This window comes from Pseudomonas sp. GW823-FHT02F05, assembly GCF_058797315.1.
In genome coordinates, this window is sequence record NZ_JBXAJM010000013.1 from 1 (window position 1) to 13,367 (window position 13,367).

The 13,367-nt window shown below is 60.6% G+C and carries 11 protein-coding genes and 1 tRNA gene; 9 read left to right on the top strand and 3 right to left on the bottom strand.

Features of this window, described 5'->3' with window-relative positions:
• Positions 1-462 precede the first annotated feature (462 nt).
• The 4 genes from AC1RAC_RS16355 to AC1RAC_RS16370 are packed head-to-tail and all read left to right on the top strand — an operon-like array spanning position 463 to position 6,037.
• Entirely contained in the window at positions 463-3,294 is a 2,832-nt protein-coding gene (locus AC1RAC_RS16355) for a xanthine dehydrogenase family protein molybdopterin-binding subunit (protein WP_089042165.1), read from the top strand.
• Positions 3,287-3,826 carry a (2Fe-2S)-binding protein gene (locus tag AC1RAC_RS16360; protein WP_014719147.1) on the top strand — a complete coding sequence of 180 codons (540 nt, stop codon included), beginning with the start codon at positions 3,287-3,289 and terminating at the stop codon, positions 3,824-3,826. Before AC1RAC_RS16355 ends, AC1RAC_RS16360 begins: the two co-directional genes overlap by 8 nt.
• Positions 3,827-3,828: 2 nt before the next feature.
• The gene (locus tag AC1RAC_RS16365) at positions 3,829-5,064 is read left to right on the top strand and encodes a c-type cytochrome (RefSeq protein ID WP_034128254.1); all 1,236 of its coding nucleotides are present in this window, start codon (positions 3,829-3,831) and stop codon (positions 5,062-5,064) included.
• A 1-nt stretch (position 5,065) separates the two neighbouring features.
• Positions 5,066-6,037, top strand: coding sequence for an XdhC family protein (locus AC1RAC_RS16370; protein WP_054922410.1), 972 nt, complete (start codon positions 5,066-5,068; stop codon positions 6,035-6,037).
• A 136-nt stretch (positions 6,038-6,173) separates the two neighbouring features.
• Here the strand turns inward: AC1RAC_RS16370 and AC1RAC_RS16375 are convergent, their stop codons facing one another.
• Positions 6,174-7,457 (bottom strand): NAD(P)/FAD-dependent oxidoreductase, encoded by a 1,284-nt coding sequence (locus tag AC1RAC_RS16375; protein WP_314550508.1) that lies wholly within the window; start codon positions 7,455-7,457, stop codon positions 6,174-6,176.
• Positions 7,458-7,641: 184 nt separating this feature from the next.
• Between AC1RAC_RS16375 and AC1RAC_RS16380 the strand changes: the two genes are divergently transcribed.
• The 5 genes from AC1RAC_RS16380 to AC1RAC_RS16400 all read left to right on the top strand — a co-directional run bounded on the left by AC1RAC_RS16380 (position 7,642) and on the right by AC1RAC_RS16400 (position 11,258).
• Positions 7,642-7,718 (top strand) — tRNA-Val (locus tag AC1RAC_RS16380).
• Between the two features lie 623 nt (positions 7,719-8,341).
• Positions 8,342-9,058 carry a DUF969 domain-containing protein gene (locus AC1RAC_RS16385; protein ID WP_014719143.1) on the top strand — a complete coding sequence of 239 codons (717 nt, stop codon included), beginning with the start codon at positions 8,342-8,344 and terminating at the stop codon, positions 9,056-9,058.
• A complete protein-coding gene (locus AC1RAC_RS16390; protein WP_314550493.1) occupies positions 9,055-10,005 on the top strand; it encodes a DUF979 domain-containing protein in 951 nt (316 codons plus the stop codon). The genes AC1RAC_RS16385 and AC1RAC_RS16390 overlap by 4 nt, the downstream gene beginning before the upstream one ends.
• A 7-nt stretch (positions 10,006-10,012) precedes the next feature.
• Entirely contained in the window at positions 10,013-10,642 is a 630-nt protein-coding gene (gene pcp / locus AC1RAC_RS16395; protein ID WP_492616765.1) for a pyroglutamyl-peptidase I, read from the top strand.
• Between the two features lie 79 nt (positions 10,643-10,721).
• Entirely contained in the window at positions 10,722-11,258 is a 537-nt protein-coding gene (locus AC1RAC_RS16400) for an anti-virulence regulator CigR family protein (protein ID WP_492616766.1), read from the top strand.
• 12 nt (positions 11,259-11,270) lie between these two features.
• Here AC1RAC_RS16400 and AC1RAC_RS16405 read toward each other — a convergent pair whose 3' ends face one another.
• Both AC1RAC_RS16405 and AC1RAC_RS16410 read right to left on the bottom strand, forming a co-directional pair.
• Positions 11,271-12,671 (bottom strand): heavy metal sensor histidine kinase, encoded by a 1,401-nt coding sequence (locus tag AC1RAC_RS16405; protein ID WP_492616767.1) that lies wholly within the window; start codon positions 12,669-12,671, stop codon positions 11,271-11,273.
• A complete protein-coding gene (locus AC1RAC_RS16410) occupies positions 12,668-13,339 on the bottom strand; it encodes a heavy metal response regulator transcription factor (RefSeq protein WP_032896183.1) in 672 nt (223 codons plus the stop codon). The genes AC1RAC_RS16405 and AC1RAC_RS16410 overlap by 4 nt, the downstream gene beginning before the upstream one ends.
• Positions 13,340-13,367: the final 28 nt, after the last annotated feature.

The window sequence follows — 13,367 nt, forward strand, 5'->3', positions numbered from 1 at the left end:
GCGGTAGTTCAGTCGGTTAGAATACCGGCCTGTCACGCCGGGGGTCGCGGGTTCGAGTCCCGTCCGCTGCGCCATATCTGCATCAAGGCCCACTGAACGCCTTGAAGCACAAGGAAAGCCACTGGCTCACCTTGATCCGATAGCAAAGACCCTGGTCGAAAGACCGGGGTTTTTTGTGTCTGGGGTTTGAAAAAAAGCCTCATCTTCTTCGCTACCAACAGCGCTCATTATCGGCAAACGGCCGGCAGAACATTTCGATTCTGTCGGCCGTTTTGCGTTCTTGTGTCAAAAAATTTCAATGTGGTTATTTGCCGCAGGCGCAGAAACCTTTAAAGTTAACCCTTCGGTCAACTTTGCACTGTCATCATGGCCTTTTGATTCGTCGAGAAAGGTTTCTGCAAGTCTCCAGATTTGGTGTACTTAACCATAAGGGCGGATTTATAACCGCTCAGAGGATGATCCATGTCCAACCGTGAAATAACCCGGCGCTCGTTCCTCCAGGGCGGGCTGGTGGCGGGTGTGAGTGTCACGCTCACGCCGCTCAGCACCCAGGCGCTGGCTGCCTTGATGGAAAACAGCGTGACCGTGCCGTCTGAAAAGTGGCTTGGCCATAACGGCAAGGCGCGCCAGCGTAACGATGCCTTGTCGAAAGTCTGCGGCAGCAAGGTGTTTGCCCGCGACATCCGTTCCAAGGACATGCCTGGCTGGCCCCAGCAGCAAGGTCACGCCATGTTGCTCAAAACCATCAAGGCCGACCACATCTACGCGGGCTACGACCTGTCGTGGCTTGGCGCCGAGTTGCAGCCGGACCGCATTGTCACCGCTGCCGACCTGGACAAGGACGGTATCGTCTTCCCGGAAGAACATGCGCCGGACCCGTTGCTACCCGAGGGCAAAGTGCCGATGTTCATCGGTCACCCGGTGGCGATCCTGATCTGGAACGACTTCGAGCGTTTCCGTCAGGCCAAGAACAAACTCAAGTTCAATGACAAGGCGATTCGTTACGGCGCCAAAGTGCCGTATTACGAAGGTGACCCCTACGGTAGCTTCCGCTACGTGCGCGTGGGTGGCCCGACCTCGGCCGATGAAGACGAATTCGCCAGCCTCAAGGATTCGATCCTGTTCCCGATGCTGAAAAACCGTCGCCCAGTGTGGAATTCCCAGCCGAACCTGCACGGCAACCTGACCGAGCGCGGGCTGTTCTACGCCGAGCGCATGAAGAGCCAGATCAACACGCCACCGGACAACTGGCTAGTGTTTGACGAGCGCTACAAAACCCCATCGATCGAACCGGCCGCCATGGAGCCGGACAACGGCAACGGTTGGTACGATCCAGCGACCAAAACCCTGCACTTTGTGGTGGCCACCCAGTGCCCATTGGAAGTTGCGACCGAGACCGCCAAGATGATCTCGCCGTCGCGCTTCGGCCTGGCTCATCTGAACATGCACCCGGGTTACACCGTGGGTTACGGTTCCAAAGACCACAACATTTTCGTCTACTACGCCGCCCTCGCTGCGTTGTATGGCGCTGGTGTGCCGGTGCGCCTGGCCAACGACCGTTACGAGCAATTCCAGAGCGGCATCAAGCGTCACCCATTCGATATCCGCTATCAGTTGGCGGTCGACAAGAACGACCACAGCTTCAAAATCTTCCTCGCCGACATGAGCGTCGACGGCGGTGGCCGGATCAACTACAGCCCATCGGTGGCTGCGGTCGGCGCCACGGCGGCGCAGTCGATCTACTACATGCCGCAGAACGACCTGCAAGTCACCGCGTACCATTCCCGTGGCGTTGAAGCCGGTTCGATGCGGGGCTACGGCACCCTGCAAAGCATGGCGGCGACCGAGATGATGGTCGACGAAATCGCCGGCCGCCTTGGTGTGGATGCCATCGAGCTGCGGCGCAAGAACGCATTGCGTTCGGGCATGAAGAACACCCAGGGCGCGATCCCTGCCGGTGCGTTGCGGCTGCACGAAATTCTCGACAAGGCCGCTGTGCACGACGTGTGGAAAAACCGTGACGCGATCAAGCAACAACGCGAAGCCGCAGACCCGGATAACTGGTATGGCGTCGGTTTTGCCATCTGCCAGAAAGACTTCGGCACCGGTTCCGAAGCGCCGATGGCCAGTGTTGAATTCAGCGCTGACGGTCGCATCAGCCTGCGCCACATCGGAATCGAAATCGGCACCGGCATGTCCACTTCGCAGTCGCTGGTGGTTGCCGACTTCCTCGGCAGCCCGGCCCACGAAGTGAAGACCGGCGAAACACAATGGCAGGAAATGCAACTGGTCACCGGCGGCAACCCTTACACCATGAGCCAGGCCGAGCAGGACAACCTGCTGCGTAACCCGCGTTGGGTGGGCAAGCTCGCTTCGGCGTCTTCGGCGACCAACTCGGCGTACTACTTCAGCCACGCCACCCGCGAAGCGGCGCGTGTGCTGTTCAACCACGGCCTGTGGCCAGCGGCGCTAGAGATCTGGCGCCAGGGCCCGTTCGGCGGCCAGGCCAACCCCTATGTGGTACGCCGCGAAGACGCACATTGGGTGGACGGCAAGCTCACCGCCAACGGCATGCAGCCATTGAGCTTTGAAGAACTGGCCAGGCGCGCTCATGAGCGAGGCCTGGTCACCGCTGCCACGGTCCACGGGTTCAACCGCTGGAGCTGGGCCGAGGCTGAGTACAGCATCGACGGCGTGCGCGAGCGCCTGCCGCTCGACGGTCTGGCGGTGAAATACGGTGATGGCGCACCGAAAGCCAAGCAGGCGCTGATGAGCACTGCCGGTTTCCACCTGCTCGATCGCCAGAACGTCAGCTATCCCGCCACCCAGTTGAATAACGCTGCGGTGACGTACTACAGCCCCGTCGCCACGTTGGTCGAGTTGAAGGTCAACAAGGGTTCGGCGCAGGTCGAAGTGCTCAATCACCATTCATGGGTCGAGTGCGGGCGTGTGCTGGTTGAAGAGTTGGTCAAAGGCCAGCTCGAGGGTGGAGTGGCCATGGGTATCGGTCACGCCTTGATGGAAGAAATGCCGTTGTACGAAGGCGGGCCGGGGGAGGGTGACTGGAACTTCAACCGCTACCGTCTGCCGATGGCGCGTCACGTTGCCGTGTGGAAACAGACCTCGGAGATTCTGCCGGCGCTGTCGCCAAGCGACCCGTCCAAAGGTATCGCTGAAGTGGTGATGATCCCGATTGTCGGGGCCATTGGTAATGCGGTGGCACACGCCATCGGTAAACGTGTTCGCGACCTGCCAATCACGGCTGCACGCATCAAGGAGGCCCTCAATGGCTAACCGTCCGCTTCAACTGACCCTCAATGGTCAACCCGTCGGCCCGGTGGACATCCCTGATGACCTGCCGATGATCGACTACCTGCACGAATACAAAAACCTCACGGGCTCGCGGCTGGGCTGCGGCCAAGGCATTTGCCACGCCTGTGTGGTGATCGTCGACAACCCGGACGGCACCAGCGAAGAAGTGCGCACCTGCATCACTGGCGCGCATTACTTTGAAGGCAAGCAAGTGCGCACTATCGAAGGTCACGCCAAGCGCGATGAGTCGGGCCAGGTCACTGAGCTCAACCCGATCCAGCAGCGCTTCGTGGATGAGTTCGCCTTTCAGTGCAGCTATTGCGCGCCGGGCTTCGTCAATGCGGCGACCGTGTTGGTGGAGAAACTGCAACGCCAGCCGACCGTGTACAGCAAGCTGGAACAAATCATCGAGGACAGCCTCGGTCATCACGTCTGCCGTTGTACCGGGTACGTGCGTTATTACAACGCCACCCGCAACGTGCTGACCGATCTCGGCCTGGTCAAGGAGGGTTAAGCATGAAGCTTTTTCTGACCCGCCTGGCCTTGGCGGTCGGCCTGGCCGCGCCGGTATTGTTTGCCCACGCTGATGATCAAGCCAAGCGCGGCGAATACCTCGCCCGCGCCGCTGACTGCATGGCCTGCCACACTGCACCGGGCGGCGCGCCGTTTGCCGGCGGCCTGCCGATTGTCTCGCCGTTTGGCACCATCTATGGCACCAATATCACGCCAAGCAAAGAACACGGCATCGGCTTGTACAGCGATGACGAGTTCTTCGCTGCGTTGACCGAAGGCAAGCGTCGCGACGGTGCGTACTTGTATCCGGCGATGCCCTACACCTCGTACCACCTGATGCCGCGTGAAGACTCGGACGCTATTCATGCGTACCTCAAAACCATCGAGCCGATCGAGCGCGCAGCGCCGGTCACGAGCCTGAGCTTTCCCTTCAACGTGCGCCTGGGCCTGATGGGCTGGAACGTGCTGTACGGCAAAGCGCTGAAACTGGAACCGGCCGAAGGCAAGAGCGAAGCCTGGAAGCGCGGCCAGTACATGGTCGAAGTGCTCGGCCACTGCGGCGAATGCCACACCCCACGTGGCCTGCCCGGTGCGATGGAGCTGGACAAGCGCCTGACCGGCGGCATCCTCAATGGCTATCTGGCGCCCAGCCTGCTCGCCACCGACCTGGCCGCGCGCGGCTGGAATGAGCAGGACCTGGCCACGTTCCTCAAGCATGGCATGAGCGCACAAGGGACGATGTTCAACGAGATGTTCCCGGTGTTCCACAACAGCACCCAGGGCCTGAGCGATACGGACCTGGCCGCGATGGCGACCTTCCTGCTCGGTGATAAACCGCCCGCAGCCAAGGCGCTGGTCGAAGTGCCGGTGGAACACCTTGGCCCGAGCGCTCAGCGCGGCCGCCAGGAATACCTGAACGTCTGTGCCGGTTGCCATGCCGCCGATGGTGAAGGCAAGCCGCACATCGCGGTGGCGATGCGCGGCAACACCACGCTGCGTCTGGAAGACCCGCGCAACCTGGTGCGGGTGATCGAGGACGGGATTGGCGAGCAGAAGTTCTCCGGGTTCGAGCACATGCAACCGATGCCGGGCTTCGCGGGAAAACTCAGCCCGGAACAACTCACCGATCTGATCAATTACCTGCGCCAAGGCTGGGGCGGGCAATCGGCGGAGCTGGCGGTGAGCGATGTGCAGAAGCTGCAGGCTGAGGCGCCGTCCATCGAGCACAAGGCGCACTGACATGCAGCATCTGGATCTGCAGGTGATACGACGGGCGCTGGCGTGGTCGGTGGCGGGGCAGCGCATTTGGCTCTGTACGGTGCTGGCCACCTACGGCTCGGCGCCGCGGGCGCCGGGTTCGCTGCTGGCGGTGAACGCCGCTGGGCAGTGGATTGGGTCGTTGTCGGGTGGTTGCGTCGAGGAAGACTTTCTCGAACGCGTCGCCGAAGGTGCGTTTTTCGCTGCGGTCAACGTGGTGCGCTACGGCGCAGGGGACGATCCGCGCTCGCGGGTCAGCCTGCCCTGCGGCGGCATTCTCGATGTATTGGTTGAGAAGTTCGAGCCTGACTGCGAGGTGCAGGCGCACCTGCGTGAAGTGGAGTCGGCGCTGCTCGGGCAGCGCCGCTTGATTCGCCAGGTCGACCTGGCCAGCGGGGCGCGCAGCCTGGTCGCTGATTGTGAGCAGGGCGCGCGCATCGAGCGTGACAGTGCGCGGGTGCGCATCCGCGTCGGTGCGGCTCAGCGTCTATTGCTGGCCGGGTACTCCAGCGTGGCGCAGGCGTGTGCCGAGTTTGCGGTCGGCCTTGGGTTTGAAGTGATTCTCTGCGACCCACGCGAGGAGGTGCTGGAAGGCGTGGTGCTCAATGGCGTGGAGATTCGTCGCCAGTTGCCGTCGGTGTTTATTGCCGACGGCGGCTGTCACCGTGATACGGCGGTGGTTGCGCTGACGCATGACCCGCGTATCGACGATCTGGCGATGATGGAAGCGGTGCGTACCGACGCGTTCTACATTGGCGTGATGGGGTCGTTGCAGACCTCGCAGAAGCGCTTTGAGCGACTGCGCCGCATCGGTGGGTTGGGGGAGCCTGAACTGGCGCGGATACACGCGCCCATCGGGCTTAACCTGGGGAGCAGGACGCCGTCGGAAATCGCGTTGGCGGTATTGGCGGATATCGTACGGATTCGTAGCGGGATTGCTCGCGACCAGCTCTGAGCGCATCTTTGCTTGAAGGCTTGATGTAAATGTGGCGAGGGAGCTTGCTCCCGCTGGAGTGCGTAGCGCTCCCAGGCTTTTGGGGCCGCTTCGCAGCCCAGCGGGAGCAAGCTCCCTCGCCACAGTCTGCCTGTGTTTACATCCCGAATTTATCCCGCAACCCGTAGTACCAAGCCCCCAGCGCCGCAAACGGCGTGCGCAACATTTGCCCACCCGGGAACGGGTAATGCGGCAGGCCCGCAAACGCATCAAAACGCTCAGCCTGACCTCGCAAGGCCTCCGCCAGTACTTTGCCTGCCAAGTGCGTATACGTCACGCCATGGCCGCTACAGCCCTGGGAGTAATAGATGTTGTCACCCAGGCGACCAACCTGCGGCAAGCGCGACAGGGTGAGCAGGAAATTGCCGGTCCAGGCGTAGTCGATCTTCACGTTCTTCAGTTGCGGAAATGCCTTGAGCATTTTCGGTCGGATGATCGCTTCGATATTCGCCGGGTCCCGCGCGCCATAGACCACGCCGCCGCCGAAGATCAGGCGCTTGTCGCTGGTGAGGCGGTAGTAGTCGAGCAGGTAGTTGCAGTCCTCGACACAGTAATCCTGGGGCAACAGCGTCTTGGCTACTTCATCGCCCAGTGGTGCCGTGGTGATCACTTGGGTACCGCACGGCATCGACTTGGCCGCCAGCTCCGGCACCAGGTTGCCCAGGTAAGCGTTCCCCGCGACGATAATGAACTTGGCTCTGATCCTGCCTTCAGCAGTGTGCACCACCGGATTGGCGCCGCGCTCAATGCGCACCGCTGCCGATTGCTCATAGATCGTGCCGCCCAGGGATTCCACAGCCGCGGCTTCACCGAGCGCCAGGTTGAGCGGGTGGATATGGCCACCGCTCATGTCCAGCAAACCCCCCACATAGTTGTCACAGGCCACCACCTCGCGGATGCGGCGCTCGTCCAGCAACTCCAGTTGCGTATGGCCGTAGCGCTCCCACAGACGCTTTTGCGACTCCAGGTGGCCCATGTGCTTGCTGTTGAGGGCGGCGAACACGCCACCGTCCTTCAAGTCGCACTGGATCTGATACTTGGCCACGCGCTCACGGATGATCCTGCCGCCTTCAAACGCCATCTGCCCCAACAACTGCGCCTGGTGAGGCCCGACGCTGCGCTCGATCACGTCGATATCGCGGCTGTAACTATTGACGATCTGCCCACCGTTGCGGCCCGAGGCACCAAAACCGACCTTGGCGGCTTCCAGCACCGTAACGCGAAAGCCGCTCTCCAGCAAAAACAGCGCACTGGAAAGCCCAGTATAGCCGGCCCCGATCACGCACACATCGGTCTCGACTTCACCTTGCAACACAGGACGGGGCGGAACTGCATTCGCGGAAGCGGCGTAATACGACTGGGGGTAGGGGGTGTTCGCCATCCTGGAACCTCTGTTTTATATTTTTTACGAGTGCGCCGATCCTACCTGAGTTAAAAATCGCCTGCCAGCCACCCGAAAATCACGGGTGTACCCGGCGCAAATAAAAAATTCGCATATTCATAGGGTTAGCTGCAAAAAAGATGTTGACACCCCTTCGGAATTCCGTAGAATGCCGCCTCACAGCAGGCACGTAGCTCAGTTGGTTAGAGCACCACCTTGACATGGTGGGGGTCGTTGGTTCGAGTCCAATCGCGCCTACCAAACAAAATCCGCTCTGCTGGGCGGTCTAGAAGGGCCCACCGAAAGGTGGGCCCTTTTTTGTTGCTTGAAATTTGGGCAAAGGAAAGCCAAGACGCCGAGCGGCGTCCTTTCAGGGCTTGAATGTTCGATCAGGCGAACAGCGTCGCCACCGCCAGCAGGCAAATTACCTGGGCGAACAGCTGGCAGCGTATTTCGCCAAGCGTGGTCGCCATACTACTCATTTGTCCGGCATACATAGCGGGAACCCTCATTGTCGGCACGACGCCGTGGATGAACTCCAAGTACACACAGCTGCATCGTGGAGTATAGGCGCTGATCAGGAATTTTCCCTGCCGACGCCATAGCGAGTTCATCCTCGCGATATTTCCAAAAAAACTGCGCTGAATCTCTGCATGGCACCGTACCGCCCGAAGCCATCCCCCCACAAAAATTATTGGTTTGCAGCAACAATTTTTCTTGTTGGACACCCCCGGCCCCAGGCAGCAAAGTTGCGCCACTGACGCTCGACCTTCCAGGTCAACAATAAAAAACCGAGCCGACTGCACGCCACTTTCACGCTGTGAGCCCTTTGCCCACATCCTGCTGTAATGGCGCCGCAGCGCGCACTAAAGGACCTCCCCGCCATGCAAACTGTTGTGAACTTATGGCCGTTGATCGGCGTACTTGTCATCGTGGTCGGCTTTGTATTGCGCTTCAATCCGCTGTTGGTGGTCACCGCGGCCGCCATCGCCACCGGGCTTGCCGCCCAGTTCCCCCTGGAAAAAATTCTTGCCACCATGGGTGATGGCTTCCTTCAGACCCGTGCCTTGCAACTGATTCTGTTATTGCCGCTGGCGGTGATTGGCCTGCTGGAACGCCATGGCCTGCGCCTGCATGCGCAGAACTGGATTGCACGCTTCGAACGCGCCACGGTCGGGCGTTTGTTGATCATCTATCTGTTTGTGCGTGAGTCCACGGCGGCCATGGGGTTGACCAGCCTGGGTGGGCACCCGCAGATGGTGCGGCCGCTGCTGGCGCCGATGGCCGAGGGCGCAGCGGAAAAACGCTATGGCAAGTTGCCGGATAAGCTGCGCCACAAGGTACTGGCCATGTGCGCTGCCACCGACAACGTCGGGTTGTTCTTTGGTGAGGACATCTTCGTGGCCTTTGGTGCGATTGCGTTGATGCACACCTTCCTGCTTGGCTCGGGGATTGATGTGGAGCCGCTGCACATTGCGGTGTGGGGCATCCCGACGGCGATCTGCGCCTTCATCATTCACGCTATCCGGTTGCATCGTTTTGACCGGCGCTTGACCCGCGAAATGAGCTCGGCCACCGCTCCGGTGGAGGCTGCTCAATGATTATTTCCATTCAATACCTGTACTGGCTGGCGGGCGTGCTGTTGCTGATCACCGCCGGCATGACCCTGCTCGACCGTTCCCACCCCAAGCGCTGGTCCAGTGCGCTGTTCTGGTTGTTGTTCGCCGTACCGTTCCTTATAGGCGAGCGCCTGCCTTCGGTGGTCATCGGAGTGGGTGTGGTGGTGATGGCATTGATTGCGGGCTTGGGCGGCGTTGGTCGTGGCCGCCATGCCGAATTGCACGACAAGGCGTCCCGCGCCAGTGCCGGGCGCCTGGGCCACAAACTGTTCATCCCGGCGTTGGCGATTCCGCTAACCACGGTGATTGGTTCAGTGTTGCTCAAACACACCGAAATCGGCGGTGTACCGCTGCTGGACCCGAAGAACACCACCTTTGTCTCCCTCGGCATCGGTTGCCTGATCGCCCTTGGCCTGGCCTGCTGGCTGACCCGGGATACGCCGGTACAAGCGTTACGCGAATCCCGTCGCCTGACCGAAGCCCTGGGCTGGGCCATGGTGCTTCCGCAAATGCTGGCGATGCTCGGGCTGTTGTTCAGTGAGGCCGGGGTGGGCACGGCGGTCGCTCATGTCACCACCACCTACATCAACCTGGACTACAAGTTGGTGGCGGTGATGGTCTATGTGTTGGGCATGGCCTTGTTTACCGTGATCATGGGCAATGGTTTTGCGGCCTTTCCGGTGATGACCGGTGGCGTCGGCGTGCCGGTGCTGGTGGGGATTTACGGCGGCAACCCTGCGGTGATGGCGGCGATTGGTATGTTCTCTGGCTATTGCGGTACGTTGATGACGCCGATGGCGGCCAACTTCAATATCGTACCGGCGGCGCTACTGGAGCTGCCGGATAAAAATGCGGTGATCAAAGCCCAACTACCCACGGCGCTGATGATGCTGGTGGTCAATATCGTGCTGCTCTATCTGTTGATGTGAGGCCACTGTGCAAAACGTATTGCTGACGGGCTTCGAGCCCTTTGATAAGGCGGCGGTAAACCCTTCTTGGGAGGCCGTGCGCCAGTTGGACGGTGTGCAGTTGTGCGAGGGGGTGCAAATGGTTTCGCGTTGCTTGCCCTGCGCATTTGCCACCGCTGCCGAAACCTTGCTCCAGTTGATCAATGAACTGCGGCCGGCAATGGTCATCGCCACGGGCCTGGGGCCTGGGCGCAGTGATATTTCCGTCGAGCGCGTTGCGATCAACGTAAACGATGCGCGTATCCCCGACAATCTGGGGGCGCAGCCGATTGATATTGCGGTAGTGGATGGCGGCCCGGCGGCGTACTTCTCGACGTTGCCGATCAAGACCATGGTCAAGGCGGTACGTGAGGCGGGCATTGCGGCTTCGGTATCGCAGACGGCGGGGACGTTTGTGTGCAACCAGGTGTTTTATCGTTTGCAGCATGCCTTGGTGGGGACTGGGGTGCGCAGTGGGTTTATTCACGTACCTGGTTTGCCTGACGCGGGCGAGCATTCGATGGCGCTATCGACAATAGTCGAGGGGTTGCGTGTGGCGGCATTGGCAGCCTGGCAAACCCAGGTAGATATCGCCTTGAGTGGTGGTCAGGTGAGCTGACGGCCGGCGCTGTTGTTTGGGTACGCTGTGTTGCGATTTCAACTACAGTTCAAGCACATATTTGCCTTGGGAAGTCGCCATGTTAAAGCGTACGAAGTTCGTGTCGGTTGCGTTGTCCCTTGCACTGTCCGTGACCAGTGGCCTTGCCATTGCAGATCCAGGGAATGGCAAAGGCCAGGGTAACAATAAAGGTGATGTCTACGGTGGGCAGGGCAAAGGCCAAGGCAATAGCAAGGGTGATGCCTATGGTGGGCAGGACAACGGCAAAGGTCACGGTAATAACAAAGGTAATGCCCAGGGTGGGCACGGTAAGGGCAAGGACAATGGCGGGCCCTCCAGGAATGACTTCAGCGTTGATCGCGGTCTTGTACTGAACGTGCTGGGCGGTCACCGCGATTATTGGCGCCCAGGGCCAGCCTTGCCGCCTGGCATTCAGAAAAACCTGGCACGCGGCAAGCCCCTGCCGCCCGGCATTGCCAAGAAGCTGGACGGCCGCTTGCTGGGGCAGTTGCCTCGCTACGACGGTTACGAGTGGCAGCAAGCGGGAACCGACTTGATATTGGTGGCCATTGCGACCGGTATCATCTACGAAGTTCTGAACGGTGCGTTTGATTGAGTCGCAGCGCCCTCAGGCTTCACGGCCGGGGAAAAACAACTCAAAACAGGTCACGCCGTCTTCACTGCTTACGCGGTACCGCCCGTTATGCAGCTGCATGATGGTCGCCACGATCGATAGTCCCAGGCCGTTGGACTGGGCTGACCGCTCGCGGGATTCATCCACCCGGTAGAACCGTTCGAACAGCCGCGGCAGGTGCTCGGCCGGGATCGTCTGGCCGTGGTTGCTGACCCTCAGGTTGATGCCCGCACCATCCGGCACTGCCTGGATACTCAGTTCCGAGCCCGGCGCGCCATATTTGATGGCGTTGGCGCACAGGTTGGCCAGGGCACGGCGCAGCAACATCGGTTCAGCCCAAATCACCCCTTCGCCCAAGGCGGTGATGTGCATGTCCACATCACCGGCCAACCCCTCGAAGTAATCCGCGATGCGTTCCACTTCATCCGCTGCGTCCAGCGCCTGGCGTTGGCGCAGTGCGCTGGCGGGGTCGGTGCGGGCCAGGAACAGCATGTTGTCGAGCATTCGCGCCAGGCGTTCCAGCTCTTCGACATTGGAGGCCAGCAGTTGCTGGTAGCTCTCGATGCTGCGCTGCTGCTGCAGGGCAACCTGGGTTTCGCCGAGCAGGTTGTTGATCGGGGTGCGCAGTTCATGGGCCATGTCGGTGGACACTTGGCCCAGTTGTACAAAGCCTTTGGCCAGGCGTTCAAGCATGGTGTTGAACGAGTCGATCATGGGCAGCAACTCTTTCGGTGCGCCGTGGCTGTCGAGCCGTTCGGCCAGGTTGCTGACGCCGATCCCTTGGGCATGCCGGGCCAGGCGGCGCAATGGCAGCAAGCCGCGATGAACCAGCAGGTAACCCACCAGCGCCAGGATGATCGCGGCGATACTCGCCAGGATGTATACGCTGAGTCGATAACTGGTGAGCACCGCGGTGCGCTCGGTCATCAGGCGGCCGCTGGCGATTTGCAGGCTGCCCAGGTCGCCGGAGTCGATAGCCACGGCCACTAGCGAGAAGGGAATACCGTTCAGGCCTGGCAAATGTTGCACGTCGCTCAACATGAGTTTGTGATCCTTGGGCAGCGGCTGGATCGACGGCAACTCAATATTCCCCGGGTTTACCAGCAGCAGTGGCTGTTTGTCGGGGGCGGCAATGCTCAGCACGGATTCGCGGTTGCCCAACATGTTCTGGAACAGCTCTGGCTTGGTCTTGATCAGGTCCAGGGTATTGCTGTCGTTGAGCAGGTTGCGTAACTGGTCCACCCGGGATATCAGCGCGGCGTCATCGCGGCGGATCAGTTCGCGCTCCAGTTCCCGGTACAGCGCCACGCCCAGGGTGGCCAGCAAGGCGAAGGCGAGCAGGGCGAAGATCAACGCCAGGCGCAGGGTCAGGGAGTAAGGGTGTTGACGGTTCATGGCTGGGTATCGAAGCGGTAGCCAATGCCCCGCACGCTGTGGATCAGCTTGAGCTGGAACGGGTCGTCGATTTTCAGGCGCAGGCGGCGCACGGCGACATCCACCACATTGGTGTCGCTGTCGAAGTTCATGTCCCACACCCGCGAAGCAATCAGCGAGCGGGACAGTACCTGGTCCTGGTGCGTCGCGAACAGATGCAGCAGGGCGAACTCTTTGTTGGTCAGGGTAATGCGCGTGCCGGCGCGGGTCACCCGACGTTTGAGTACGTCAATGTGCAGGTCGGCGATTTGCAGTTGTTCTTCATCCCGGCTCGGGCCACGACGATTGAGGGTACGCAGGCGCGCCACCAGTTCGGCGAACGAAAAGGGCTTGATCAGGTAGTCATCGGCACCCAGCTCAAGGCCTTTGATGCGGTCGGCGATGTCATCGCGGGCGGTGAGGAACAGCACTGGCGTATCGGCTTCTTTGCGCAGTCGGCGCAGCACTTCCCAGCCATCCATTTTCGGCATCATCACGTCCAGTACGATCACGTCGAAGGGCGTTTCAAGGGCCTGGTGCAAGCCGTCCACCCCATCGCGGGCCAGGCTTACGCAATGCCCCAGCTCCTGCAGCCCATTGAGCAGATAATTACCGGCCTTGGGTTCGTCTTCGACTACGAGGATGTTCATGGAAGGTGCTCTGCTTCAATAAGTTGCG